The following is a 25,357-nucleotide window of genomic DNA, read 5'->3' on the forward strand; positions in this document are numbered from 1 at the left end:
TGGAGGCGGGACTCCCCCCTCAACACTGCGAAGAACGGCGTTCTTCCCATGGTGCCACGGTGACCCGCGAATGCCTCAGGCGCGTAGCGGGAATCGGGTCCGGCTGGATAGGGCTTGGAGGGACGGGGCGCTCAGATCCTGGGCAGGACGCGGCCGGAGACGAGGGCTCCGGTGGCCGCCATCAGCGCCATCAGCCCGAAGCAGAGCACGTAGACGACGACGGAGGCGCCCAGGGCCGCCAGGAGCGCTCCGGCGACCGCCACCGCGACGACCGTGTAGACCGACTCGGCGACACCGAGCGACGCGCTGTTCTTCCCCTCCTCACCCGGGGGCGAGAGTTCCAGGATGAGCACCGACAGCGTCGGGTACACGATGCCCATGCCGAGCCCCAGGGTGATCTCGCCGAGGAAGGCGGTGGCGACCGGGACGACGGCGAAGACGGTCAGGGCCATCAGCGCGAGGCCCACGGCGATCAGCACCGACCCCAGGCGCAGCACCAGGACCCGGTCGAACCGCCGGCGACCCACCACCCAGGAGCCGAACGACCAACTCAGCGCGCCGCCGGTCAGGGTGAGCCCGGCCATGGTCAGCGACAGGCCGCGCTCCTCGTTGAGCATCAGCGGCAGGAACGCCTCGCCGCCGATGGCCGCGCCCGCCGCGATCCCGCGCAGGGAGATCACCGAGGGCAGGCCGCGGGCCGCGCGCAGGGTTCCCGGGGGGAGCAGCCGGGGCAGCGCCGCGACCAGCATGGCCAGACCGGCGGCGAGCAGGACGAACCCGGCGCCGGATACGGTGCCGGGCACCGTGCCCTCGGACCGCGTGAGTGCCGACGCGCCGTACTGCATGAGCGCCGCTCCGGCCGCGACGAGCAGCGCCCAGCCCAGCCTGCGCGTGATCGAGGAACGGAGGCCGGACGGCCGCTCCAGCACCGGCGCCGCTCCCGATACCGGCTGCACCGTCGGCTCCGTCACCGGTGCCGTCATCGGCGCGGAGGCCAGCCCGCGCCAGAGCAGCAGCGCCGCCGGGAGGAGGATCCCCGTCACGCCGATGAAGACCCAGCGCCAGCCCGCGTTCTCCACCACGACGCCGGTGATCGCGGGCCCCACCATGGAGGGCACCACCCAGGCGGTCGCGAAGATCGAGAACACTCGGGGATGGAGCTCCGCCGGGTAGGACCGCGAGACCAGCACGTACATCGAGACCTGAAGGATGCCCGCGCCGAAGCCCTGGACGAACCGGCCCGCGACGAACACGTCCATCGTCGGCGCCACCCCGGCGACGACCAGACCGGTGCCGAAGACCGCGACCCCGGTCCAGAGCGGCGCGACCGGCCCCCTGAGGTCGCCCCACCATCCGCCCAGCACCGTCGCGATCACCCCGGCCGCCAGCGCCCCGCTGAACGCCAGCCCGTACAGCGCGTGACCGTCCAGCTCGTCGGCCACGACCGGCATCGCGGTGGCCACCGCGAGGTACTCGAAGGCGGCCAGGGAGATGAGGGCCACCATCCCGACCGTCAGCGCGCGGTGACTCCGGGCGAATATCCCGGCAGGAGGCTTGTCGGTCATCACGGTAGTCATGGGGTTGACAGTACGGCCGGCACACGACGGCTCGCATCGGACTTTTGAGTCAGCCCTTGGACGTAGGACCCGCGCCCAGGACGTGGGAGGCCAGGCCCCGCAGGAGCAGGTCGAGCCCGAACTCGAACCGGTCCGTCCCGTCACCGCCCATCAGGTTGTCGACCTGGGCGACGATGTTGGGAAAGCGGTCTGCGGGCAGGCTGCGGTAGAAGGCACCGATCTGGCCTAAGAAGTCGCTCATGAAGGTCTCCGGCGTCGTGCCGCTCTCGCGCTGCCGGGTGACGTACAGCGAGTTCTCGTAGGCGTCCGAGCAGACGTACAGGCCGAGACGGTCGATCATCAGGGCGGCGATCTTGGGCGGCACGCCGCCCGCGAGCATGATGGCCAGCTGCCCCTCGGCCACCCGCAGCGCGTTGACCCCGGTCGGGATGGCGGCCAGGCCGACCCTGGCGATGTCGGCGTGGGAGGCGAACACCCGGTAGGCGTCGAGGGCCAGCTCCCTGACCTGGTCCAGCCAGCGCTCCGGCTCGGGCTCGGGCACCCGGATCTCGCTCATGACCTCGTCGTACATCAGGTCGAGCAGCTCCTCCTTGTTCGCCACGTGGGCGTAGAGCGAGGCGGGACCGGTGCCGAGCTCCTGGGCGACGCGGCGCATGCTCAGCGCGTCCAGCCCCTCGGCGTCGAGGAGGCGCAACCCGGTGGCGACGATGAGATCCCTGCTCAGGACGGTGCGCGGAGCGCTCACCTTGCGGGTCTTGCGCCACGGCGGGGCGGGGATCTCGGTCACGCGCCGATCCTATACCGCGTCGAACCACGCTAGCGAACACTGTACTTTCCACGAACATCGTTCGCACTTACGAACAACGCACTTGACGCGAACAGTGTTCGTGTATAAAACATCGTTCGTGAAGAACGAACGCCGTTCTTCGGTCATCGAACTCCCCGATCGGAGCCCCCTGTGACACACACGGTCGACACCGGACCCGCGCACACCGGCGCGGAGCCATACCGATGGCGCTGGGCCGCCCTCTTCGTGGTCCTCGCCGCCGAGGTGATGGACCTGCTGGACGCCATGATCACGGTCATCGCGGCGCCGTCCATCCAGAAGGAGCTGGGTGGCTCGTCGAGCATGATCCAGTGGCTCAGCGCCGGATACACCCTGGCGATGGCCGTCGGCCTCGTCACCGGGGGCCGCCTCGGTGACCTCTACGGGCGCAAGCGCATGTTCGTGGCCGGCGCCTTCGGCTTCACCCTGTTCTCGCTGCTGTGCGGCCTGGCCACCTCCCCCGAGATGCTGATCGGCGCGCGGGTGCTGCAGGGCCTGGCCGGGGCGGTGATGGTGCCGCAGGGTCTCGGCATCATCAAGGAGGTCTTCCCGCCCAAGGAGCTGGCCGCCGCGTTCGGCGCGTTCGGCCCGGTCATGGCGCTGTCCACGGTGGCGGGCCCCGTCCTGGCGGGCTGGCTCGTCGACGCCGACCTCTTCGGCACCGGATGGCGCATGATCTTCCTGATCAACCTGCCGGTCGGCCTGCTCGCCCTCCTCGGCGCGCTCCGCTACCTGCCCGCGTCGAAGACCTCGCACGCCTCGCGCCTGGACCTGACCGGAACCGGGCTCGTCTCGGCCGCCTCCTTCCTGTTGATCTTCCCGCTGGTCCAGGGCCGGGACCTCGACTGGCCCGCGTGGACCTTCGCCCTGATGGCCGCCTCCGTCCCGGTCTTCGCGCTCTTCTGCCTGCACCAGTCCCGCAAGGAGCGCGCGGGCGGCGACCCGCTGGTGGTGATGAGCCTGTTCCGCAAGCGGTCCTTCACCGGCGGCCTGCTCACCGGCCTCGTCTTCTTCTCCGGGATGGTCGGCTTCTCCCTGGTGTTCGGCCTCTACACCCAGATCGCCCTGGGCTACGACCCGCTGAAGGCGGGTCTGGCGGGCCTGCCGAACGCCATCGGCACCCTGGTCGGCTTCACCCTCGTCAACGCCTCGGGACTGGCGCGGAAGGTGGGCCGCAAACTGATCCACATCGGCGCGGTCGTGATGGCCGGGGGCGTCGCGGGGGTCGCCCTCACCCTGAACCTCGCGGGCATGGGCGTCACCCCCTGGCAGCTCGCCCCCGCCCTGCTGCTCACCGGCGTGGGGATGAGCCTGATCATGGCGCCGTTCTTCGACATCGTGCTGGCCGGGGTGGAGCCCCACGAGTCCGGCTCGGCCTCCGGCACCCTCACCGCCGTCCAGCAGCTCGGCAGCGCTCTGGGGGCGGCGGCGATCGGGACGCTCTTCTTCGGCCTGGTCAAGCACGGCCGGAGCCTCGAGGACGCGATGGTGCTCACGATCTGGGTCGAGGTGGGCCTGCTCGCGGCCGCCTTCGCGGTCGCCTTCCTGCTCCCCCTGCGGGCGCGGGCCGAGCAGGAGGTCGCGCACTGACATCCCCCGCCGTCGCCGTCGTGACGACCACGCGAGAGACCAACACGCGTGACAGGTGTGACGGCTACGCGTGACGGCTCCGGTGGTCGGCGACGTACACCCGGTTGGCGCAGCGGACGGCGCAGAACCGCCGCCTGCCGTTGCGGGAGGTGTCGACGTAGACCACACCGCAGCCCGAGCGGTCGCACGCACCCAGCCGGGTGTGGTCCTGACAGATCACGTGGGCGAGCCCGGTGGCGGTGTAGGCCTTGAGACGGTCGACGACGGGAGCGTGTTCGTGGGCGAAGTGCAGGTGGGGGGCGCGACCGTCGTGGCGGGAGACGTAGGGCCGGCTGACGGTGACGGCCAGCAGCTCGTTGACCACCTCGACCCGCCGGTCCAGATCCGCGCCGGTGAAGACCGGGCGGAGCCGGGCGGCCCAGCGCAGCAGCTCGGCCGCCTCGTCGGCCTCCAGGGTCCGGAAGGGCCGGTAGTCGTGCGCCCGCAGGATCTCCGTGATCACCGCGGGCGACGAGTGAGGGTCCGCGTTCACCAGGGCGGCGGCGAGCTCGGCGGCCACCCCTCCGTAAGGGTTGAAATGCATTGAACAATGACAGCACGCTGTAGGCATGATCGGTGAGATTTCAACCGGGCAGCAGCCGGAATGCCCCTCGTGTGGACGGCCCGCGGCCGTCCCCTCATCCGCCCACTACAGCTCGGAGGGGGTCGTCCGCTACTCGCGGTGCGCGTGCGGCCGATGGCTGGTCGTCGTGGCCGGAGAGGTGATCGGCTTCGGCCATGGATGAGGCGTGACGCCACATTTGGCCATTCGGGGCTTGCGGTGACGTCAAAATGACGTCATAGTGGCGTCATGGACCTGGCACCGTACGTCGATCTTCTCCGCCGCGAGCTGGCGGTCGCCGCCGCGACCGGGGGCGAGGACGCCCGCGCACTCGCCGAGCGCCTCGTCACCCCCCTCGAATCGGCCACCCGGCTCGTCCTGCTGGGGGCACTCTCCGACGCCGCCGCCGAGATCACCCGCGACCTCGCGCCGGGCTCGGTCGACGTACGCCTGCGCGGACGCGATCCCGCCTTCGTCGTGACGCCGCCCATGGCCGGACGGACGCTCTCGAACGGTGCCGGGCACCACCACGAGACCGCGCCCGCCGGGGGACCTCCGGCACCACCCACCCCGCCGCCTCCCCCGGTGCCCCCTGCGCCTCCTGTGCCCCCGGCACCGCCGGAGGCCGACGAGGGCGGTACGTCGCGGATCTCGCTCCGCGTCCCCGAGCACCTCAAGCCTCGGATCGAGGAGGCGGCCGGGCGGGAGGGGCTCTCGGTCAACGCCTGGCTCGTCCGCGCCGTCTCCGCCGCACTCGAACCCGGCGGCGCGAGCCGCCGCCCCGACCACCGCTCCGACCGGCGTACCGAGCCGGAACCCGGGCGGCGTTACACCGGCTGGGTGCGTTAGCGACACCCGGCCACACCACCACCGGTCACCCGTCCCGCGCCCGCAGCCGGGACGCCCGCCACCCCTGTCAGGAGGGCACCGCCATGCCAACGTTCGACACCCCCGAACCGATTTCCGCCACCATCTCCCTCGCGACCGGCAACGTCCGGATCACCGCGAGCGACCGTACCGACACCGTCGTCGAGATACGCCCGAGTGACGAGCTCAACGACGCCGACACGCGGGCCGCCGAGCAGATCCGGGTCGAATACTCCGGAGGCAGGCTGCTGGTGAAGACCCCCGGCGACAAGAACCGTTCGTGGCTGGAGAGGGACGGGTCGGTGGAGGTGACGATCGACCTGCCGACGGACTCCCGCGTCGACGCGAACACGTCGGCCGACCTCCGCTGCGAGGGCCGCCTCGGCGAGTCCACATTCACCACCGCCTCCGGCGACATCTGGCTCGACCAGACCGACAAGCTGCGGCTGAACACCGCCTCGGGCGACATCACGGTGGCCCGGTCGGTCGGGCACACCGACGTCACCAGCGCGGACGGCGGGATCCGGATCGGCGAGATCTACGGGACGGCGGTGATCAAGACCACCAACGGCGACATCGCCCTCGGCGAGGTGACCGGTGACCTGCGGCTGAACACGGCGTACGGCGACATCACCGTCGATCGCGCCCTGGCGTCCATCGGTGCCAAGAGCGCGCACGGCAGCGTCCGGATCGGCGAGGTCGTGCGCGGCTCGGTCGCGCTGGAGACCGCGAGCGGCGAGCTGGAGGTCGGCATCCGCGAGGGCACCGCCGCCTGGCTGGACGTGCAGACTCGGTACGGCACCGTCAGCAACTCCTTGGAGTCCTGCGACGACCCCGGGCCGTCCGACGAGACCGCCAAGGTGCGCGCCCACACCGAGTACGGCGACATCGTGATCCGTCGCTCCCTGCCCTTCTCCTCCCCCGGCTGACTCCTCGAAAAGGTCTCCTGAAGCCGCCGGATGTGATCCCTGACGTCCCGGCAGGGGCGGGCCCCCGTGGCCCTGCCGCCCTCGCCGGGACGGGATCAGGTGGCGGTGCGCTCCAGCCGTCGCTCGGCCCACCGGCCGATGTCGCGGCGCTCGATCGCCGCGGCCATCAGGTCGGGGAAGGCGTCGGGGGTGCACGCGAAGGCGGGCACCCCCATGGCCGCGAGCGCCGCGGCGTTGTCGTGGTCGTAGAAGGGCGCGCCCTCGTCCGAGAGCGCGAGCAACACGATCACCTGGACACCGGCCGCGGTCATCTGGGCGACCCTGCGGAGCATCTCCTCCCGTACGCCGCCCTCGTAGAGGTCGCTGATCAGGATGAGGATCGAGTCGTTGGGCCGGGTGATGAGCCCCTGGCTGTAGGCGATGGCCCGGTTGATGTCGGTGCCGCCGCCGAGCTGGGTGCCGAACAGCAGCTCCACCGGGTCGTGGAGCTGGTCGGTGAGGTCGACGACCGCCGTGTCGAAGACGACCAGCGAGGTCCTCAGCGAGCGCATCGAGGCGAGCACCGCGCCGAAGACGCTCGAGTAGACGACGGAGGCGGCCATCGACCCGCTCTGGTCGATGCAGAGCACGACCTCGCGCTGGACCGCCCGCTGCCGCCTGCCGTACCCGACCAGCCTCGACGGGATCACCGTGTTGCGGTCGGGCAGGTAGTTCTTCAGGTTGACCCGGATCGTCCGGTTCCAGTCGATGTCGGCGACCCGTTTGGGCCGGTGGGTCCTGGCCGAGCGGTCCAGGGCGCCGGTCACGGCGGCCTTCGTCTTCTGTACGAGTTTCCGCTCCAGCTCGGAGACGACCTTGCGGACCAGCGCCCTGGCCGACTCGCGCGCCTTCTCGGGCATCACCCGGTTGAGCGACAGGAGCGTGCCGACCATGTGGACGTCCGGCTCGACCGCGTCCAGCATCTCCGGCTCCATCAGCAGCCGGGTCAGGTTCAGCCGCTCGACGGCGTCCTTCTGCATGACCTGGACGACGGTCGAGGGGAAGTAGGAGCGGATGTCGCCCAGCCAGCGCGCCACCCTGGGCGCGGAGGCGCCCAGGCCCCCGCTCCTCTCGGCGGAACCACCGTCGCCGCCGTTGTACAGCGCGGCCAGCGCGCCGTCCATCTGGGCGTCGGTCCCGGCGAGCGAGCACCCGGTGCCGTCCGCGTCGCCGCCCAGGACCATCCGCCAGCGGCGGAGTCTCTCATCCATCGGCGCTGCCCGTCCTTCCCGAGATCGCCGGTTCCAGAATCGTCAGCACGGTCCGCACGGCCGCCGCCGCGCGCTCCTCGTCGAAGGTCTCCGCGTCCGGCGCCAGGTCGTCGCCGCCCGCGCCCAGGGAGCGGACGCGCGAGCCGATCGAACGCCGCTCCGGGGCGGCGAAGGCGCCGAACGTCCTGCGCAGCAGGGGCAGCACGTCGACGAAGGTCTCCGGGGCGAGCCCGGTGAGCCACCCGTCGACCAGCCCGAGCAGCCGGGGGTCGTGCACGAGCAGCAGCCCGCCTCCCGACAGGAACCCCTCGATCCACGCGGCCGCCCTCGCCGGTGGGTGCCCCGCCGACATCGCCCGCGACATCCGCCGCTCGACCTCGGCCGTGTCGAGGTCGGCGGCGTCCAGCAGGATCCTGGTGAGCCGTCCCTCGATGAGCCCGTGCAGGTCGGCGCGGCCGGAGGCCCCGCGCAGCGCCACCAGCCACCGCTCCCTCGGCGCCTCCTCCCCGGAGCCGGTCGAGCCTCCGGGAACTCGCGAGCCGGTCGAGCCTCCGGGGTGGGCGGGGCCGGTGTCGAGGAGGGCGACGGCGGTGTGGACGGCGTCGACGTGGCGGATCAGGTCGCGGGCGGCGTCGTCGTCGAGACCGGCGACGGCCCCGCCGAGGCCGACGCAGATCCTGGTGAGCATCGCCTCGACGATGGTGGCCAGCCCGGTGGCGGGGGTGCCGCGCACGTCGCCGTAACGCTGGGCGCGGACCATCGCCGGGAGCGCGGCCATCAGATGCGTGACGTCGTTGTCGAGCGCGGCCCGCGCCGACAGGGCGTCGAGCACGTACGGCAGCGCCTCCGGCAGGTCGGCGAGCAGGCAGCGCTCCACCAGGCCGGTGAGCCCGGCCAGCGTGACCCCGCCGGACGCGCCGCCGGATATGCCGCCGGGCCCTCCGGATCCGCCCGGCCCGGACGCCCCCGGACCGACGCCACCCGGACCGGTCATCCCCGGAGCGCCACCACCCGGACCGGAGGTGCCGCCGGACGCTCCGCCCCGGGTGGCCGGGCCGGGCGTCCCTCCTCCGTCGGCGAGGTCGCGGACCCGGGCGGCGGCCGCCACGGGGACGGTCGTGCCCCAGACGCCCGCCTCGATCAGGTCGATGTCGAACTCGGGCCGCCAGGCGAGCGACCACGACTCGCGGAAGGTTCCCTTGCTTCGGCTCTCCTTGAGGGTGCCCCAGCCGACGCCGAGCAGGCGCAGCCGGTGCAGCAGCCTGCTGCGCTCCAGGTCGAGAGGTTTGCGCAGGTCGAGGTCGTACTCCCGGTCGAGCGCCTCGGGCTTGAGCTTCACCCGCCGCTGCTCTTCGCGCAGGTGGCGCTGGAGAGGGACCATCGGGGTGATGTCGGGCACCTGGCCGAGCCGCTCCCCCACGACCATGCGCCGCTGGATCAGCTCGACCGGCAGGTCGTCGCCCTCACACAGCACCGCCCTGACCGCCTCGGTGACCTCCGCCAGCCCGGCCAGCGGCCGTCCCCTGAGCACGGCCAGGCTCTCCGCGAGCCGTACCGCCTCGATGACGTGCGCGGAGGAGACCGGCAGGTCCTCCTCGCGGAGCACCCCGGCCGCCCCGGTCAGCCACCGCTCGACGGGGCGGTCGGGGGAGGCGAACAGGTGGTGGTACCAGCCGGGGGAGGTCACTCCCGCGCCGTACCCGCTCCAGGCGGCCAGCCGCCCGTACGTCCACGGCACCCAGGTCATCTCGGCCCTGACCTTGGGCAGTCCCCTGAGCAGCGCGTCGTCGGCCTTCGCGGTGGGCAGCCCGGCTCCCCAGGGCGCGCCCTCGCGCGACGTGCCCGTCAGCGCGGGGACGTGCCAGGCCCCGCAGACCACGGCGATCCGCTCGAACCCGTCCCTGACCGCCCTGCGGATCGTGCGCCGCATGAAAGCCTCACGCCGTGCCTCGTACTCGTCGGCGACGTGCCCCTCGCGGACGGCTTCCATGGCCTCGGCGATCATGTGGAACGGGGTGTCGCCACGGTGCTCGACCGCGTCCTCCCACCACCGTTCCGGGTCGTCGTATCCGGCGGCGCGGGCGAGGGCCCCGATCGGATCGATCCGTACGGTCTCCAGGGCGACGTCCGCCTCACCGTCCGCATCGCCCCGACCGTCCGTCTTTCCCTCACCGTCCGTCTCGCCCTCGCCACCCGTCTCCCCCTCGTGGGCCGCCTCGCCCCGGGAGCCGGGGACCTTCGCGTCCGGTCCCCGTGCCCCGGTGCCCTCCCCTTCAGGGGGTTCCGCCGGTCCGGCGTCGCCGGTCTCCCCCGGTCCGGCGTCACCGGTCGCACCGGCACGCGAGGCGAGGCTGTGTACGGCGGGCAGGTCGCAGAAGCGGACCGGGACGCCTGCCGTGACGGCGTGGCGGATCGCCTGCCACTCGGGGGAGAACTCCGCGAACGGCCAGAACGCGGCCGTGGACGGTTCGCCCGGCACGTGGGCGAGCAACGCCACCGGCGGCTGGAGATCGGGGTCGTGGGCCAGCCTGACCAGCTCGTCCGCCTCGGGCGGGCCCTCGATGAGCACGACGTCTGGTTTGAGGCGTTCGAGCTCGTCACGCAGGGACCGCGCCGACCCCGGGCCGTGGTGCCGGATCCCCAGCACGGAGACACTCATCGGCACCCCCCGCCAGGCCGGGAAACCGCGACCGAGGACACCGACGACGTGGAAACCGGGAGCACGTGAACCGACGGCACGGAATCCGAGAACACGGAAACCGGCGACGCAGGGACCGGGAACGACGCAGGGACCGGGAACACGGAAACCGGGAGCACGGGGACCGGGAGCACCGAGACCGGCGACGCGGGGAGTGAGAACGCGGAGACCGGCGACGTGGAGACCGGGGGCACATCCCTCCCGGAGGGCGTCGCGTCAGCCCGCGTCACGGCAGGCCCGGTAGAAGTCGCGCCAGTCCTGGCGCTCGCGCACCACGGTCTCCAGGTATTCGCGCCAGACGACGCGGTCGGAGACCGGGTCCTGGACCACCGCGCCGACGATGCCGGCGGCCACGTCGGAGGGGCGGAGCACCCCGTCGCCGAAGTGCGCGGCCAGGGCGATGCCGTTGGTGAGGACGGAGATGGCCTCGGCGGTGCTGAGCGTCCCGCTGGGGGACTTGACCTTGGTGCGGCCGTCCTCGGTGACGCCGGTGCGCAGCTCCCTGAAGACCGTGACGACGCGGCGGATCTCCTCCAGGCCGGTGAGGGTCTCGGGCAGCTCCAGGGAGCGGCCAAGCTGGCCGACCCGCCGGGAGACGATGTCCACCTCCTCCTCCGCGGTGGCGGGGACCGGCAGTACGACGGTGTTGAACCGGCGGCGCAGCGCGCTCGACAGGTCGTTGACGCCGCGGTCCCGGTCGTTGGCGGTGGCGATGACGTTGAAGCCACGCGCCGCCTGGACCTCCCGGTTGAGCTCGGGGATCGGCAGCGTCTTCTCCGACAGCACGGTGATCAGCGCGTCCTGGACGTCGGAGGGCATACGGGTCAGCTCCTCCACGCGGGCGAGCCGTCCCTCGGCCATCGCCCGCATCACCGGGCTCGGTGTGAGCGCCTCCATGGACGGGCCCTCGGCGAGCAGCCTGGCGTAGTTCCAGCCGTAGCGGATGGCCTCCTCCGCGGTGCCGGCCGTCCCCTGCACCAGGAGGGTGGAGTCACCGCTGATCGCGGCGGCCAGGTGCTCCGACAGCCAGGTCTTGGCGGTGCCGGGCACGCCGAGCAGCAGCAGCGCGCGGTCGGTGGCGAGCGTCGCCACGGCCACCTCGACGATGCGTCGCGGCCCGATGTACTTCGGGGTGATCTGGTCACCGTCGCCGAGGATGTAAGTGGTCACCGCCCAGGGCGACAGTTTCCAGCCCGGCGGGCGGGTGCGGTCGTCGCCCTTGGCCAGGATCGCCAGCTCCTCGGCGTACTGGTCTTCGGCGTGGGCCCGCAGAACCGTTGTCACTACTGAAGCTCCCTCAACATGTCGTCACGGAAACGCAGGAGGGCGGCGACCTCCTGGATGGGCGGCTCCGGTGAGAGCCGCCCGGCCACGCCGTGCAGGGCGGGGTCGATGCGCTCACCGGCGAGTTTGGTCAGCTCGCCGAGGTTCCACGGCTGGGTGCCGGAAACGTCGATGATCTTCTGGAGGACGGCCGTGGCCAGGGTGGGCCCCCAGGGGGCCGCGGCCCCGCCGAGAACCATGATCAACTGGCCGTCCAGGCCGTGCCGCCGGACGAAGTCGGCGGCGACGGTCTCCTGTTTGTCGCGGGGCAGCGCCGCCAGCAGGTCGGCGATCGGATCCCAGGCGAAGAGTTCCAGCGCCCACTCCGGATCCTCCTGGAGGACGGCGGCCCTGACCCATCCGGCCCTGATCTCGCGACCCCAGTCGGCGATCTTCATCCGGATGAGCTCCCGAGGGGGCCGTCCGAGCAACCGGGGCCAGACGTCGAGCGGGGTGCGGGCCACGGCCTGCTGCAGCCACCAGCTCCGCTCGCCGGTCCCCCGGGGCGCCTTGGCCCGGATGCCGTCGCGCTCCATGGCGCTGTCGCACGCCGTGGGCAGGGTGACGTGGATGTCGCCGTTCAGGACGTTGACGTACCGGGCGGCCCGCTCGGCCATGCGCAGGGCGAGCCGCGATCCCGGAAGCCGGGTGAGCAGGTCGGCGGCCTGGTTTCTGACCTCGCGGCGGCGGTCGTCGAGCGCGGCCTCCAGGAACGGCTCGTCGTCGGGCGAGAGCCCGGTGCCGAGGACCTCCAGGAACGCCGCCCTGTCGTCGGGCGTCTCCTTCTCCCAGGTGGCGGTGAGCAGCTCCCTCGCCCTCGCCGGGTCGGCCGCCCGCAGCGCGCCCAGGTGGACGCGCCGATCGCCGGAGGTGCCGAACTCCCAGACCTCGGAGACCTCGGGGACGTCGGAGATCTCGTCGGCGACCCCGGTGACCTCCTCCAGCAGGAAACCCCACGCCGGATTCAGCCCGGCCAGCCAGCGGCCCCGGTTTCCGGCGAGAACGCCGAGGTGCGGGCGGATCGACCGGTCCTTGGCCGCGTGGTCGAGAAGCTCGGGCAGCAGGTGCGGCGAGAGGCGGTATCCCCGCGCGGCGGCGGTCTCCAGCCACTCGGTGAGCAGTCTCGGCTGCTCACCGCCGAGGATGCGGGCGAGCCGTTCACCCGCGGCACGCGAGACCGCGGGCTGCTCCTCGGGCGCCGCGACGGCCGTCGGCTCCCCCGGGGCGACCGGCCGCCGCCCCGCGCGCATCCGCAGCGTGTGCACGGCGGCGCGCCCGAGCAACTCGACCTCGCTCGCGCCCGGCCCCGGCAGGGGGCGCCGGTCGGTCCCGACGAGCGCGGTGGACACCAGGTCCTCCCATTCGGCGGAGGTGCTCACAGGACGATCACCTGGCCTTCCTCGTCCCAGGTCGTGAGGGGGCGCAGACCCCTCGGGGTCCATTCGGCGGCGACGGTGAGCGGGTGGCCTCCCGAGGTGGCGACCAGCCGCCACGGAGTGCCCGCGGACGGGTGGAGCGGCAGCCCGCCGGAGGGCCCGGCCAGGAGCCGCGAACCGCTCCCCGAGGGAGTCACCCCCTCCAGCACGAGCGGCCAGGAGTCGAGCCAGGGGTCACCCGCCAGGGCTTCGGCCACCTCGTCGAGGGCCTGCTCGACGGTCGAGCCGGGCGGCGGACCGGCCGGGGCGCCCCGGCGACGGTCGGCGTCACGATGAGCTGGGTCACGATGAGCGGGGTCATCGGGAACGTGTTCGTCCCGGGCCTCGGCCCGCCCTTCGTCCCGAACGCGGTCGGCGCGCGCGGGGTCGTCGCGAACGCGGTCATGACGAGCGGGATCGTGACGGGCGGGATCGTGACGGGCGGCGACCACCGCGCGCAGCGGGGACGAACCGGGATAGAACGCCAGGTCGGCGTCGATGGTCGTGCCGGTGACGAGCGAGGCGTCGAGGGCCTGCCCGACCGGGGCGAACGAGAGCACCAGCGCCGCCCGGCCCGTCGCGCGCCCGCGAAGCCAGACGCGGCGCGCGATCAGCCGGTCGTGCTCCTCGTCGCGCCGTCCCAGCACGTCCCACAGGTCGCGGACGGCACCTCGGACAGCACCGCGGGTGAGCACCTCCTCCCGTGTCATCGGGAAGCCGACCCGGTCGCGCACCCTTTCGAGGAGCCCGGCGGGGACCTTCTCCCGGTGTGTCCCCTGACCGTCCGGCGCGTCCTCGCCACCGGCGGACCCGGGATCGGGCCCGTCGCCGACCGGGACGGAAAGTTCGCGGTGGGCCACGCAGAGCAGGTGCAGCAGCGCGTACTCGCTCAGGAGGCGCGCGGGCCAGTCGTCACCGTCGAGCACGGCACCGAGGCGGGACAGCGAGCCCGCGACGGCGGGCGCCTGGGCGTCGACCAGGCGTTTGACCAGGTCGTCCCACTGGTCGTGGCGCCGCGACCCGGCGATGCCCTGCCTGATCTGGTCGGCGAGCCAGCGCTCCAGGTCCGACAGCCCCGCGGTCACCCGCCGCTCGCGCAACGCGGCCCGGCGGCCGTCCGCGGGACCCGGCTCGGCGGCCCCCGCCGCCGATGAGCTCGCCGCCCTGGCCGCGCGCCCGCGCCGCCCGTCGAGCCACTCGGCCACCCAGTCGGCGGGCTCCTCGGCGGCGGGAACGCCGTCGGCCGACCACAGCAGCAGCAGGCCGAGGGCGTGTTTACACGGGAACTTCCTGCTGGGGCAGCTGCACCGGTAAGCGGGGTCGGACAGGTCGACGCACGCCCGGTAGGGCTTGGAGCCACTGCCCGCGCACTCGCCCCACACCGCGTCGGCGGTGACCCCGATCCCCGACCACTTGCCGGGGGAGGAGATCCCCCGGGCCGCCTTCTGGGACGAGGCGTCGGGCGCGAGCGCCAGCACCTGATCCTGGTTCCACCGTTCGATCACGGACCGAACCTAACGAACCCCGCCGACAAATCCGGACGCGTCCTCAACGGCCGTCCCACGGTGCGTTCACCGGAACCGGGTTCCCTAGAATCGGTGCGATGACGACCCCTTCACGTCCTCCGCTCGCCGAGGCCCTTGACCTGCTGCCGCATCCCGAGGGGGGTTGGTTCCGCGAGACCTGGAAGACTTCCGTCGACCTCACCCCGCCCGGGTATTCCGGCACGCGGGCCACCGCCACCGGGATCTACTTCCTGCTGGAGCCGGGCGAGGAGTCGCGCCCGCACGTGGTCACCTCCGACGAGGTGTGGTTCTGGCACCGGGGCGGCCCGCTGACGATGGTTCTCGGCGGTCACGAGGGGCAGCCCTCCTCCACCGTGACCCTGGGGCCCCTGGTGGAGGAGGGGCAGGTCCTCCAGGTCGTGGTGCCCGGCGGCACCTGGCAGGCCGCCCGTCCCGCCGGTGACGAGGGCGTGCTGGTGAGCTGCGTCGTGTCCCCCGGTTTCGACTTCGCCGACTTCCGCATGATCTGACGGCGTGTTCGACGTCGCCGACTTCCTCACGGCCCGCCGTACGACGTGAAAGACAACACGGACAGCGCGACGGACGGTGGGACGAACGGCCCGCCGTGAGGAGATGACGCGAACGGCCTCCCGGCCGATGTGACGGCCTCCCCCGGTGCGGGGAGAATGCGGTCACAGGTTCACACCGGGAGGTCGAAGATGACCAGCGAGATCGTCTCCGTCATCGGCGGAAAAGAAACGTCCAACGGCGCGGCCTACGAGTCGGTCAACCCGGCTCGCGTGGAAGAGGTGGTCGCACGGGTCCGGCTGGCGGACGCGAGCACGTTCTCCTCCGCGTGCCGCTCGGCCGCCGCCGCGCAGCGGGAGTGGGCGCGAGTTCCCGCGCCCGTCCGGGGGCGGGTGATCGCCTCGATCGGGCGCCTGGTGGAGGCGAACGCCGAGGAGCTGGCCCGCCTGGTCACCCGCGAGATCGGCAAGCCGTACGCCGAGGCGCTGGGCGAGGTACGCGAGATCGTCGACACGTGCGACTTCTTCCTCGGCGAGGGCAGGCGGCTGTACGGGCAGACGGTCCCCTCGGAGATGCCGGACAAGAACCTGTTCACCTTCCGGGTCCCCGTGGGGGTGGCCGCGGTGATCACCGCGGGCAACTTCCCGGTCGCGGTGCCGTCGTGGTACCTCGTCCCGGCGCTGCTGTGCGGCAACGCGGTGGTGTGGAAGCCCGCCGAGTACGCGGCGGCCTCCGCGCACGCGCTCTACCGGCTGTTCACCGCGGCCGGGCTGCCCGACGGCGTGCTGAACCTGGTGCTCGCCGACGGCGCCGCGACGTTCGAGGGGCTGGAGGCGGCGCTGGCGGAGGGCACGGTGCACAAGGTCGGGTTCACCGGCTCCACCGAGGTGGGCCGCCGCGTCGGCGAGCTGTGCGGGCGCCACCTGCAGTCCCCCTGCCTGGAGCTGGGCGGCAAGAACCCGATGGTGGTCATGCCCGACGCCGACCTGGACCTCGCCGTGGAGGGCGCGCTGTTCGCGGGCTTCGGCACCGCCGGGCAGCGGTGCACCTCACTCGGCACGGTGATCGTGCACGAGAGCGTCCACGACGAGTTCCTCAGCCGGTACGCGCGCGCCGTGGCCGGGGCGACGATCGGCGACCCCGCCGGGGACGTGCTGTGCGGGCCGCTGCTCGACCGGAAGTTCGCCGCACGCTACGAGGAGTACCTGGGCTGGATCCAGCCGCACCACACGGTCGTCTCCGGTCCCACCGGCCGCATCACCCCGGACAATCCGCGCGGCGGCTTCACCGGGGAGGGCGGCCTCTACTACCACCCGGTGGTCGTGGACGGCGTCCGCCCCGGCGACCGGCTCTTCCTGGAGGAGACCTTCGGCCCCATCGTCGGCGTGACGCCCTTCGGCACGCTGGACGAGGCCGTCGACCTGGCGAACCTGCCCGGCTACGGGCTCTCCTCCTCCATCTACACCACCGACCCGGCGTCGGCCTTCCGCTTCCGCGAGGGCATCGGCGCGGGCATGGTCAGCGTCAACAACTCCACCTCCGGCGCGGAGGCCCACCTGCCCTTCGGCGGCAACGGCAAGTCGGGCAACGGCAGCCGCCAGTCGGGGGTGTGGGTCCTCGACCAGTTCACCCGCTGGCAGGCGATGAACTGGGACCACTCGGGCAGGCTCCAGAAGGCCCAGATGGATGTCGCCGAGATCGTCCCCGACCTGGACTTCCGCCTCTGACACCCCGGGCGCCTTCGACGTGTGGCGGCATGAGCGCCGCCACACGTGAGAACGCGATCCCGGACGCGCCTCCCACCAGGACCTGACATCCTCAGTGGCGCGTCACCACGTACTCGAAGACCTCGAAGCTCATGAAGAGCACGAACGCGACCGCGAGGAGGGCGTACAGCAGGACGGGTTGCGACACGCGGCGGCGCGGGCGGGGCTCGGCCGCCGAGAGCCCCGGCTCTGTCGCGGGAACGGGCGTGAGGCCGAGGCCGAGGTCAGGGCCGAGGTCGGGGCCGGAGGGCGTCACCGGGGACACCGCGGGGAACGCCACCGGAGGCGGCACGGCGATGACGCGGGGACGCGTGCCCGGGGGGAAGGCGCGGACGCCGTCGCGTCCGCAGGCGGGGCAGTTCGCCCCCAACCAGGGCGGCTGGACCATGACACCGGACCGCAGCCAGAGCACGACATCGTGTCCGTGCCCGTCGGTCAGGTGGCGGACGAGGTATTCCTCCTGCCACAGGTGCCCGCAGTGCGCGCACCCCAGCGGCCAGGTCTCGTGAGCACTGAACTCCTCGTGCACGAGGACCACCCCCATGTGTCAACGAATATCCGACCTGAGTGTGAACCCGACCTCTCATCACAACAAGTAATGGAATAGTGCGAAAACCGTTACGACCACATGCTGAGACCGTTTTTCTTGAAATATGAGACTCCTGCTACGGTCCAACCAGTGCGACGAGAAGGGGAGGACTTCCATGACAGGCAAGGACGCCGTCTACACGCACGGGCACCACGAGTCCGTGCTCAGGTCCCACCGGTGGCGTACGGCGGAGAACTCGGCGGCCCACCTCCTGCCGCACCTGAGGCCGGGCATGACGCTGCTGGACGTGGGCTGCGGGCCGGGCACCATCACCGCCGACCTGGCGGAGCGAATCGCGCCCGGCGCGGTCACCGCGGTCGAGATCACCGAGGAGGCGCTCGGACTGGCCCGCGCGGAGGCGGCGCGGCGCGGGCGCTCCGACATCGCGTTCGCCGTGGCGGACGCGCACGCGCTGAAGTTCCCCGACGACACCTTCGACGTCGTCCACGCCCACCAGGTGCTGCAGCACGTCGGCGACCCGGTCCAGGCGCTGCGCGAGATGCGGCGGGTCTGCGTGCCGGGCGGGATCGTCGCGGTACGCGACAGCGACTACGCCGCGTTCACCTGGTTCCCCGAGACTCCCGAGCTGGACGAGTGGCTGGACCTCTACCGGAGGGTGGCGAGAGCCAACGGCGGCGAGCCCGACGCGGGGCGGCGGCTGCTGTCGTGGGCGCGCGCGGCGGGGTTCACCGACGTCTCGGCCACCTCCTCGACCTGGTGCTTCGCCACCCCCGACGACCGCGCGTGGTGGGGCGGCATGTGGGCCGAGCGGATCCTGGAGTCCGACATGGCCCGCCAGGCGCTCGCCTCGGGGGCCGCCACCGAGGAGGACCTGCGCCGCGTCTCGGCGGGCTGGCGGACCTGGGCCGGGCAGCCGGACGGCTGGCTGTCACTGCTCCACGGCGAGCTGGTCTGCCGCGCCTGAGCCGCGGGGGGTCGCAGCCTCCGGCTTCCGAGCTCGTACGGGCTCATCCATGTTCGTCCGTGACCCAAGCTTCCCGAGCGCCCCGAAGTGTCCCCGGACGACCCGACAGGGGAAACAGGGGAAGCGGCGAAGGCTCGGGGCGCCCCCGGTGGGGGCGCCCCGAGGAAGGGTCAGGGTTGCCGGGTGATCTTGACGTTGTCGACCCCGGCCTCGACCAGGGAGGCGCCGGAGGCGTCACCGGCCTCGATCAGGATGCGGACCGTCTGCCCCGCGAAGGCGGAGAGGTTGGCCGTGGCCACGGCCCAGGCGCCGTTGCGGTTGGAGGCCGCGCCGAGTTGCTGGAACACCTGGGTGGTGGTGGAGCCGACGACCTTCACCCGCAGGAAGTCGGCGTTGGAGGAGTTGGAACCGTGCGCGAGATACCACGACAGCGACAGGTTCAGCGTCCCGGTGGACGGCAGGGTGATGGCCGGTGACCGGATGCTGGTGATGCCTCCGTCGAGGTCGTAATCGCCCGCCGCCGCGCCCGCGAGCCTGCCGGTGACCAGGTCGTTGGTGCCGCTCACGGTGGTGCCGAGCTGCTTGGCGCCGCTGGAGGTGGTGGCCTCGGGGTCACCGCGCTCCCACAGGCCGGAGGTCGCGGTGTCGGTCCCCGAGGGGTTGACCGTCCAGCCGGTCGCCGTCTCGAACTCGTCGGAGTAGACGGTCACCGGCGGGGTGCCGGTGCCGCAGTACTGCGACTCCTTGCCGATGATCCGGTAGACGCAGTCGGAGTATTCCAGGAAGCGCAGCGTGGCCTCCTTGTTACGGGTCGTCTGCGGGACGATCTGCTCGTCGGGAGGGTAGAAGCCCGGCGAGGAACTGGCCGGGTACATCTCGAAGGTGTAGCTGAAGATCTTGTAGACGCCCCACAGCCAGTCGTCGATCGTGCCGTCGGTGATGTAGAGGTCGCTGGCCTGCTGGGGGGTGTAGCCGTTGGTGGAGGCCATGTTCTGCCCCAGGGCCGCGTGGGCGTCACGGTCGTCCTGGGTCAGGCCGGGGCCGGTGTCGTTGTAGGTGTAGCCGTACGGCCACAGGATCAGCTCGCTGTAGGTGTGCCAGTCGATGTGCGACTTGATCTGCTGCACGCCGCCGACGACCCGGCTGCGCACCCAGTTGGCGACCGCCCTGACCTCGGGGGTCGACTCGGCCGCCGAACCCCGGTAGGTGTCGCTGGAGGCGGAGCCGGAGGAGCCGCCGCAGCAGCCCCAGTTGTAGCCCCAGTTGCGGTTCATGTCGGTGCCCACGGACGAGGAACCGGGGTTGGGCTGGCGGTTCTTGCGCCAGGAGCGGTAGGAGCCCGTGGCGATGTCGTACTCGCCGCCGTCGGGGTTGAGGTCCGGCATGATCCAGATCTCGCGGCCGTTGACCAGGTTGGCGATGCGGCTGTCGGTGGCGTACCCGTCGGTGAACAGGTTGAGCAGGTAGATCGCCATCTCGACGGTCAGGTGCTCGCGGGCGTGCTGGTGGTGGGTGAACAGCACCTCGGGTTCGTTCTCGTCCGTGGCGACGTTGTCACTGATCTTGACGGCGATCAGGTCGCGTCCCTCGTACGAGGTGCCGTAGCTGATCTTGCGGGCGATCGTCGGATGGTCGGCGACGATCTGGTTCACCGCGGCGGTCATCTCGGCGTAGTTGTGGTAGCCGGAGTCCGCGGACGGGAAGTCGGCGCGTCGTTCCGGCCCGGTCGGGGATAACGACCTGGGGATCCTCGTGACGGTGTAGCCGAGTTTCTTGATCTCGGCGACCTCCGCCTCGCTGGCGGTGATCACGACCGAGTCGGGGTCGACCTGGTCGATCGCGGCGCCGGTGGCGGCCACCGCACTTCGCTGCTGGGCGGTGCTCGGCCCCTGGACCTTGTACTGGCTGTTCGGTTGCGGCTCGGCCGAGGCTCCGGCCCCGGTCACACCGAGACACAACAGCGCCAGGGCGGCGAACACCACGATCAGACGGCGTCTCACCTGCGTCCTCCTCAGGCACGCACTCTAGGGTTTTGTCGCGTGCCTCCACCGAGAGTCAAACAGTGGCGTTGATTAGCAAAGGCCCAAATTTTTGGAACACCGGGAACTCATCCGCGCAACCGGATGAAACCGGGCCGGATTCAGAAGACCACCTCGAACCAGAGCGTCCTGGACCCCTCGGGGACGTCGTCCTGGATGCCCCAGCTGTCGGCGAGCAGGTCCACCAGGAACATGCCCCGGCCGCCCTCCGCCTCCGGGTCGTTGCGCACGTGCGGCGCCGACGCCCCGGACCCGGCGTCGCAGACCTCGACCAGCACCGCGGCCGATCCCACCGCCACGGTCATCGCGACCTCTCCGCCCCCTCCGGAACCGGAGTGGACCACCGAGTTCGTCACCACCTCGCTCACCAGGAGGACGACGTCGTCGGACGCGGGGTGCCCCTCACCGAGCAGCTCCCTGACCCGGCTCCGTGCCACCGACACCGACTCCGGGACCCCTTTGAGAGTCACCGTCGATCGAGGTGAGACGGTCCGCCGTCCGATCGTCATGGTCGACCTCACTCCCCGACACGCATATCCCATGCACATCGCCCTCTGAGATGGCACACTCACTCACGGTGAACTGTTCTATCAAGGACTGCAATACCTCATGTTGAGATTCCACAGATTTGCTATCAAAGGACGGAGGGAGGTGGATGCGTGGCCTCTCGACACAGCCCCACGGCCCGTCATCGCCGTCTGATGGCTGAGCTGAGCCGTCTGCGAAAGGACAGCGGGCTGACGCGGGTGGAGGTGGCCGAGCGGATCGGTTCCACCGACACCACCGTCTGGAGGTACGAGACGGGGATATCCCGGCCTCGCCCCTCGGACGTGTCGGCCCTCACCGATGTGTACGGCGTGACCGGGGAGGCCAGAGACTCCCTGATCCAGATGGCCGTCGAGGCCAGAAGGCGGGGCTGGTGGCACCCCCACCGTCGAGCCCTGAAACCTGGCTTCGACTCCTACATCGGGCTTGAGGCGGAGGCGTCGCTCGTGCGCTCGTACGAGCCGCTCGTCGTCCCCGGCCTGATGCAGACCGAACCGTACGCACGTGCGGTGATCGAGGCGACCTCAGTCGTCCAAACCCCCTCCAAGGTCGAGGAGACGGTCTCCGTGCGCATCTCGCGTCAGCGGTTGCTGCATGGGCCCGGTGACCCGATCCATCTCGTCGCCGTGCTGGACGAAGCGGTGATCCGGCGCCGGATCGGCGGACGCGACATCATGTCGGAGCAGCTGGAGCATCTCGTCCGTCTCAGCGGGCTGCCCAACGTGGAGATACGGGTCGTCCCGTTCTCCGCGGGGGCCCACCCCGCGATGGACGGCCAGTTCTGCCTGCTCAGCTTCCCCGAACCGGAGGATCCCGACCTGCTCTACCTGGAGCAGGCCGCGAGCGGGATCGTGCCGGACGACCCCGAGCAAGTCAGCCGATACGCCTCCATGTTCGAGAGTCTCTGCGCCATGGCTCTCAGTCAGGAGGCGTCGGCAGCCTTCATCGCCCAGATGGCGAGAAGGTTTTCCTCCCCCTAGCAGTAGAAGGAAGAAAAAGTGCGAGGGTCCACGATGGATCTGTCCGGCGCCGAGTGGCGTAAGAGCGGCCGCAGCACCAACGGAGGCAACTGCGTGGAGGTGGCGGTTGTCCCCGGTGACCCTGCGGTCGCCCAGCACAAGGCGGACGCCGACCAGCTGTATCTCGTCCGCGACTCCAAGGATCCGGGCGGCCCGGCGCTGGCGTTCACCCGGAGCGAGTGGGACGCCTTCGTCGGCGGCGTGAAGGACGGCGAGTTCGACTGACGGACCTCCGGGGGAACCAGCCTCACGGTTCCCCCGGAACCTCCGACCACAGCCCGCCGTCGGCCTCGGCCCGGCGGGCTGTGCTCGTCAGCCGTCGCTCCTCTTCTTCTCTCGTGACCCTTCGCTCGCCTCGCTCGCCGGAGATCCCGGGACCTGCCGGGAGCCCTCAGCGCGGGGGCCGCTCGTCGGTGCCGTTGTAGCCGAGGATCCGCATGGCGACCTCGGGGTCCATCGCCGCGGCGAGCAGCTGGGCCCGTTCCACGGCGCTGTCCCGCTGGGCCTCGGCCCTGGCCCTGGCCGCCTGCGACCCCCTGGTGACCGCGGCCACGATGGCCGCCCCCACGATCGCCGCCAGTACGGCGACGAACACCATCGCGAGCGTGCCGGAGTCCGGCGAGCCCGTCCCGCCCATCGCGGCCGTCCCGCCGTTCAGCACGTAGGTGCCCAGCGCCGTGAAGGCCGCCAGCGCGACCAGGCTGGCCACGATCACGTACACCGTCCGCGCCTTCCCGCCACGCGGCGCGGGAGCGGGTGGCGGGAGCGGTACGGGCGGCGACGGTGACAGTGACGGGCGGCGCGCCGGGGTGGCGTCGTCGCCCCAGGGCACGAAGTCGGGTTCGGCCACGACCGCCGGGGGCAGCGCGGCCGGCACCGTACCCGGCACCGTGCTGGACACCGTGCCGGACATCGTGCTGGTCACGGTGGAACCGTGGCCGTTGCCCGTGAGCACCGCGCCGTGGATGACCGCGGCGGCCGGTTCGAGGCGGGGCAGGGCCGGTGGGACGGGCAGGGTGCGCGCCACGTGGCTGTGCTCGCGGTGCGCCCGCGCCGCCTCCAGGTGATACTCCTCGATCTCGGCGTAGAAGTCGTCCGAGGCGTAGACGGAGCCGTCGATCAACGGCCCCCTCCGGCGTTCCAGGATCGCGACCACGTCGTCACCGTTGAGCGTCTTGTGCGCCTCCAGCGCGTGCGCCAGGCACAGGACGTCCCGCCGGTGCTCGCGCAGCAGCTCCTCGGTCCGGTCGAGCAGGCCCACCAGGTTGAACTCGATGCGCTCGCCCAGCACGTCGGGGGCGAGCGGCTGGCCGCCGCCCGGCGCCTTGGTGAAGCCGATGCCCCCGCCGCCGGGCTTGGGCATCGACTTGCCGCCCATGATCTCCAGCTCCTGCAGCGCGGGCACCGAGGTCACCCCTCGGCCCATGCCCCAGTGCGCCTCCATCAGCGCGGTGAGGTACGTCGCGGAGAACAGGTCGCCGGAGACACCGGAGGAGTTGTCCTCGCCGAAGAACATCCGCTCCCCCGCCAGGGAGGCGAGCGAGACCATGATGTCGGCCTCGTGCTCGGACTTCCAGCGGGTGAACTGGTCCTCGGGCTTGATGCTCGCGACCATGCCGAGGTAGTCGGCCCCCTTCTCGATCGTGGCGATGTCGATCTCGAGGTGGTAGCGGGTGCGGTACGCCGCCACGGCGTGGCAGGCCTCGTGCACGGCCACCGCGTGCCGCTCGCGCTCGATGTACTCCACGTCCTCGGGCGGCCCGAGCTGTTTGAGCCGCTTGGCGCGCGTCACGTCCGACCAGGTGATGACCTCCCTGCCGTCGCGGATCGCGGTGATCAGCGACTCGTTCACCAGGTCCTTGATCGTGGCGCCGGTGGCGTAGGGCGTGATCGTCGCCAGCTTGTCCAGCTGCGCGTCGGTCAGCTCGTGGTCGACCTTGTCGAAGTAACCTCGGTAGGTGCGGACCCGGCCCGCCTTCGACGGGTAGCCCACCTTGTAGATGCGGTCGATGCGGCCCGGCCGCAGCAGCGCCTCGTCCAGCGAGTTGGGCATGTTGGTGGCCATCATGACCAGGATCCGATACTTCGGCGGCGGCTTGGGCCGCATGCCGAAGAGCCTTCGCACGTGCCGGTTGACGATGCCCCTCGGCTTCTTCAGGCCGGACAGCTCGGTGAGCAGCGCCTGCAGCGTGCCCGGGTCGCCGCCGCCCCCGCCCATGCCGCCCATCATGAAGCGGCTGCGGCCGGGGTCGGGCTCCTTCGGCTCGGCCGCGCCCTGGCGGGTCAGCAGCCACCGGGTGTCCTCGCTGAGGTAGCCGAAGCCGTGGCATCCGGCGGTGTGCGGGGAGAACCCGGGACCGCCCCTGGGCCCCTGCTGCGCCAGCGAGCCGCGCTTGCCGAGGGAGTCGGCCTCGTCGAAGAAGACGATCACGCCGCCGTAGCGCAGCGAGAGCTTGCGCAGCTTCCTGAACAGCGACTTCACCTTCAGGATGCCGATGCCCATGAACATGTTGACGAACGCGCCGGGGTCGACGAACACGTACGGCTTGCCGGTCTCCCCGGCCACGGCCTCGGCCATCAGGGTCTTGCCGGTGCCCGGCGGGCCCCACAGCAGCAGGCCGCTGGGCACGTAGCCGCCGCGCTCCTCGATGGCGTCCGGCCTCTCCAGGAAGACGATGTTCTCCTTGACCCGTTCGACGACGTGGTCCTGGCCCCAGACGTCGGTGAAGCGGGTCTTGATGTCGTCGGGGAAGTACGTCTCCACGCCGCCGCGCGACAGCAGCCAGAACAGGCCGATGAACTGGAAGGCGATGAAGAAGAACGCGAAGGCGAGCTGCGCCATGTACGGCAGGGCCTGCCAGAGCAGCGCGGGCGCCTGGAACAGCGCGAGCGCCGGGGAGGTGTCCAGCACCTCGCCGAGGATGAGGGCGAGCACCGCGATCCAGAACACCCACTTGATGGCGCGCGCCATCCGGAAGCGGTTCCAGTCGGAGAAGCGGCGATGGGTCCAGCGCTCGAAGCCGCCGAAGACGCCGCGCGTCCAGAACCGGTTGTATCCGGCGGAACGCTCGCTGACGAAGAAGTGGAGCTGCCGCAGGAGCTCGGCCCCGAGGAGCCAGAAGATCCACGGCGCCGCGATCGCGGTGATGATCATCGCATCCTGGAACGTGATGATGCCCTCGTAGGAGGCCATCTCACTCCACACCAGGATGAAGTAGATGATCGTCAGGATGAGGAGGAATTTGATCCGGTCCCAGAACGGCATCTTCTTACGCCTGTCGGGATGCGGATCCGTCGGCCCGGAGCCGGGAGCCCGGAGTCCTTCGAAGTTGGGGGGCGGTGGAGGTGACTTCATGGACGGGCT

Annotated in this window: 21 protein-coding genes; 9 read left to right on the forward strand and 12 right to left on the reverse strand. The window is 71.5% G+C overall.

Annotated features, from left to right (window positions below; genetic code table 11):
- Positions 1-131: 131 nt before the first annotated feature.
- Entirely contained in the window at positions 132-1,577 is a 1,446-nt protein-coding gene (locus ABD817_RS33705; protein ID WP_344922365.1) for an MFS transporter, read from the reverse strand.
- Between the two features lie 49 nt (positions 1,578-1,626).
- A complete protein-coding gene (locus ABD817_RS33710) occupies positions 1,627-2,364 on the reverse strand; it encodes a TetR/AcrR family transcriptional regulator C-terminal domain-containing protein (RefSeq protein ID WP_344922366.1) in 738 nt (245 codons plus the stop codon).
- A 171-nt stretch (positions 2,365-2,535) separates the two neighbouring features.
- Between ABD817_RS33710 and ABD817_RS33715 the strand changes: the two genes are divergently transcribed.
- The gene (locus tag ABD817_RS33715) at positions 2,536-3,993 is read left to right on the forward strand and encodes an MFS transporter (protein WP_344922367.1); all 1,458 of its coding nucleotides are present in this window, start codon (positions 2,536-2,538) and stop codon (positions 3,991-3,993) included.
- Between the two features lie 64 nt (positions 3,994-4,057).
- On the opposite strand, the gene ABD817_RS33720 is transcribed toward ABD817_RS33715, so the two are convergent.
- A complete protein-coding gene (locus ABD817_RS33720) occupies positions 4,058-4,576 on the reverse strand; it encodes a CGNR zinc finger domain-containing protein (protein WP_344922368.1) in 519 nt (172 codons plus the stop codon).
- Positions 4,577-4,601: 25 nt separating this feature from the next.
- On the opposite strand from ABD817_RS33720, the gene ABD817_RS33725 reads away from it, so the two are divergent.
- The 3 genes from ABD817_RS33725 to ABD817_RS33735 all read left to right on the forward strand — a co-directional run bounded on the left by ABD817_RS33725 (position 4,602) and on the right by ABD817_RS33735 (position 6,390).
- Positions 4,602-4,778, forward strand: coding sequence for a hypothetical protein (locus tag ABD817_RS33725; protein WP_344922369.1), 177 nt, complete (start codon positions 4,602-4,604; stop codon positions 4,776-4,778).
- Positions 4,779-4,843: 65 nt separating this feature from the next.
- Positions 4,844-5,443 carry a hypothetical protein gene (locus ABD817_RS33730; RefSeq protein ID WP_344922371.1) on the forward strand — a complete coding sequence of 200 codons (600 nt, stop codon included), beginning with the start codon at positions 4,844-4,846 and terminating at the stop codon, positions 5,441-5,443.
- An 83-nt stretch (positions 5,444-5,526) separates the two neighbouring features.
- Positions 5,527-6,390, forward strand: a complete 864-nt coding sequence (locus tag ABD817_RS33735; RefSeq protein WP_344922372.1) for a DUF4097 family beta strand repeat-containing protein — start codon at positions 5,527-5,529, stop codon at positions 6,388-6,390.
- A gap of 95 nt (positions 6,391-6,485) precedes the next feature.
- Here ABD817_RS33735 and ABD817_RS33740 read toward each other — a convergent pair whose 3' ends face one another.
- The 5 genes from ABD817_RS33740 to ABD817_RS33760 form a co-directional block, all read right to left on the reverse strand.
- Positions 6,486-7,640, reverse strand: a complete 1,155-nt coding sequence (locus ABD817_RS33740) for a VWA domain-containing protein (protein ID WP_344922373.1) — start codon at positions 7,638-7,640, stop codon at positions 6,486-6,488.
- A complete protein-coding gene (locus tag ABD817_RS33745; RefSeq protein WP_344922374.1) occupies positions 7,633-10,299 on the reverse strand; it encodes a DUF5682 family protein in 2,667 nt (888 codons plus the stop codon). The genes ABD817_RS33740 and ABD817_RS33745 overlap by 8 nt, the downstream gene beginning before the upstream one ends.
- A gap of 255 nt (positions 10,300-10,554) precedes the next feature.
- On the reverse strand, positions 10,555-11,622 hold the full coding sequence (locus ABD817_RS33750; RefSeq protein ID WP_344922375.1) for an ATP-binding protein: 1,068 nt from the start codon (positions 11,620-11,622) through the stop codon (positions 10,555-10,557).
- Positions 11,622-13,040, reverse strand: a complete 1,419-nt coding sequence (locus ABD817_RS33755; protein WP_344922376.1) for a DUF5691 domain-containing protein — start codon at positions 13,038-13,040, stop codon at positions 11,622-11,624. Before ABD817_RS33755 ends, ABD817_RS33750 begins: the two co-directional genes overlap by 1 nt.
- Positions 13,037-14,581 carry an SWIM zinc finger family protein gene (locus tag ABD817_RS33760; protein WP_344922377.1) on the reverse strand — a complete coding sequence of 515 codons (1,545 nt, stop codon included), beginning with the start codon at positions 14,579-14,581 and terminating at the stop codon, positions 13,037-13,039. The genes ABD817_RS33755 and ABD817_RS33760 overlap by 4 nt, the downstream gene beginning before the upstream one ends.
- 98 nt (positions 14,582-14,679) lie before the next feature.
- Between ABD817_RS33760 and ABD817_RS33765 the strand changes: the two genes are divergently transcribed.
- Both ABD817_RS33765 and ABD817_RS33770 read left to right on the forward strand, forming a co-directional pair.
- Complete coding sequence (locus ABD817_RS33765; RefSeq protein ID WP_344922378.1) at positions 14,680-15,111, forward strand: cupin domain-containing protein; 432 nt, start codon at positions 14,680-14,682, stop codon at positions 15,109-15,111.
- A 189-nt stretch (positions 15,112-15,300) separates the two neighbouring features.
- A complete protein-coding gene (locus ABD817_RS33770; RefSeq protein ID WP_344922379.1) occupies positions 15,301-16,836 on the forward strand; it encodes an aldehyde dehydrogenase family protein in 1,536 nt (511 codons plus the stop codon).
- Positions 16,837-16,927: 91 nt separating this feature from the next.
- Here the strand turns inward: ABD817_RS33770 and ABD817_RS33775 are convergent, their stop codons facing one another.
- On the reverse strand, positions 16,928-17,419 hold the full coding sequence (locus tag ABD817_RS33775) for a hypothetical protein (RefSeq protein ID WP_344922380.1): 492 nt from the start codon (positions 17,417-17,419) through the stop codon (positions 16,928-16,930).
- Between the two features lie 160 nt (positions 17,420-17,579).
- Between ABD817_RS33775 and ABD817_RS33780 the strand changes: the two genes are divergently transcribed.
- Positions 17,580-18,389, forward strand: coding sequence for a class I SAM-dependent methyltransferase (locus ABD817_RS33780; RefSeq protein WP_344922381.1), 810 nt, complete (start codon positions 17,580-17,582; stop codon positions 18,387-18,389).
- A gap of 170 nt (positions 18,390-18,559) precedes the next feature.
- Here ABD817_RS33780 and ABD817_RS33785 read toward each other — a convergent pair whose 3' ends face one another.
- Both ABD817_RS33785 and ABD817_RS33790 read right to left on the reverse strand, forming a co-directional pair.
- The gene (locus tag ABD817_RS33785; protein ID WP_344922382.1) at positions 18,560-20,389 is read right to left on the reverse strand and encodes a M14 family metallopeptidase; all 1,830 of its coding nucleotides are present in this window, start codon (positions 20,387-20,389) and stop codon (positions 18,560-18,562) included.
- A gap of 140 nt (positions 20,390-20,529) precedes the next feature.
- Positions 20,530-20,871 (reverse strand): ATP-binding protein, encoded by a 342-nt coding sequence (locus ABD817_RS33790; protein ID WP_344922383.1) that lies wholly within the window; start codon positions 20,869-20,871, stop codon positions 20,530-20,532.
- A gap of 258 nt (positions 20,872-21,129) precedes the next feature.
- On the opposite strand from ABD817_RS33790, the gene ABD817_RS33795 reads away from it, so the two are divergent.
- Both ABD817_RS33795 and ABD817_RS33800 read left to right on the forward strand, forming a co-directional pair.
- Complete coding sequence (locus ABD817_RS33795) at positions 21,130-21,954, forward strand: helix-turn-helix domain-containing protein (RefSeq protein ID WP_344922384.1); 825 nt, start codon at positions 21,130-21,132, stop codon at positions 21,952-21,954.
- A 33-nt stretch (positions 21,955-21,987) separates the two neighbouring features.
- Positions 21,988-22,218, forward strand: coding sequence for a DUF397 domain-containing protein (locus ABD817_RS33800; protein WP_344922537.1), 231 nt, complete (start codon positions 21,988-21,990; stop codon positions 22,216-22,218).
- Between the two features lie 166 nt (positions 22,219-22,384).
- On the opposite strand, the gene ABD817_RS33805 is transcribed toward ABD817_RS33800, so the two are convergent.
- Positions 22,385-25,348, reverse strand: a complete 2,964-nt coding sequence (locus ABD817_RS33805) for an AAA family ATPase (protein ID WP_344922385.1) — start codon at positions 25,346-25,348, stop codon at positions 22,385-22,387.
- Between the last annotated feature and the right edge of the window lie 9 nt (positions 25,349-25,357).

Origin of the sequence: Streptosporangium oxazolinicum (genome assembly GCF_039537505.1) — a bacterium.
Lineage (GTDB): Bacteria > Actinomycetota > Actinomycetes > Streptosporangiales > Streptosporangiaceae > Streptosporangium > Streptosporangium oxazolinicum.

Bases quoted from the DNA above. Each gene is read 5' to 3' on its own strand.
- ABD817_RS33740 (WP_344922373.1), bottom strand. From the start codon at position 7,640: ATGGATGAGAGACTCCGCCGCTGGCGGATGGTCCTGGGCGGCGACGCG.
- ABD817_RS33775 (WP_344922380.1), bottom strand. From the start codon at position 17,419: ATGGGGGTGGTCCTCGTGCACGAGGAGTTCAGTGCTCACGAGACCTGG.
- ABD817_RS33800 (WP_344922537.1), top strand. From the start codon at position 21,988: ATGGATCTGTCCGGCGCCGAGTGGCGTAAGAGCGGCCGCAGCACCAAC.
- ABD817_RS33720 (WP_344922368.1), bottom strand. From the start codon at position 4,576: ATGCATTTCAACCCTTACGGAGGGGTGGCCGCCGAGCTCGCCGCCGCC.
- ABD817_RS33805 (WP_344922385.1), bottom strand. From the start codon at position 25,348: ATGAAGTCACCTCCACCGCCCCCCAACTTCGAAGGACTCCGGGCTCCC.
- ABD817_RS33745 (WP_344922374.1), bottom strand. From the start codon at position 10,299: ATGAGTGTCTCCGTGCTGGGGATCCGGCACCACGGCCCGGGGTCGGCG.
- ABD817_RS33795 (WP_344922384.1), top strand. From the start codon at position 21,130: ATGGCTGAGCTGAGCCGTCTGCGAAAGGACAGCGGGCTGACGCGGGTG.
- ABD817_RS33730 (WP_344922371.1), top strand. From the start codon at position 4,844: ATGGACCTGGCACCGTACGTCGATCTTCTCCGCCGCGAGCTGGCGGTC.
- ABD817_RS33725 (WP_344922369.1), top strand. From the start codon at position 4,602: ATGATCGGTGAGATTTCAACCGGGCAGCAGCCGGAATGCCCCTCGTGT.
- ABD817_RS33780 (WP_344922381.1), top strand. From the start codon at position 17,580: ATGACAGGCAAGGACGCCGTCTACACGCACGGGCACCACGAGTCCGTG.
- ABD817_RS33735 (WP_344922372.1), top strand. From the start codon at position 5,527: ATGCCAACGTTCGACACCCCCGAACCGATTTCCGCCACCATCTCCCTC.
- ABD817_RS33770 (WP_344922379.1), top strand. From the start codon at position 15,301: ATGACCAGCGAGATCGTCTCCGTCATCGGCGGAAAAGAAACGTCCAAC.
- ABD817_RS33765 (WP_344922378.1), top strand. From the start codon at position 14,680: ATGACGACCCCTTCACGTCCTCCGCTCGCCGAGGCCCTTGACCTGCTG.
- ABD817_RS33705 (WP_344922365.1), bottom strand. From the start codon at position 1,577: ATGACTACCGTGATGACCGACAAGCCTCCTGCCGGGATATTCGCCCGG.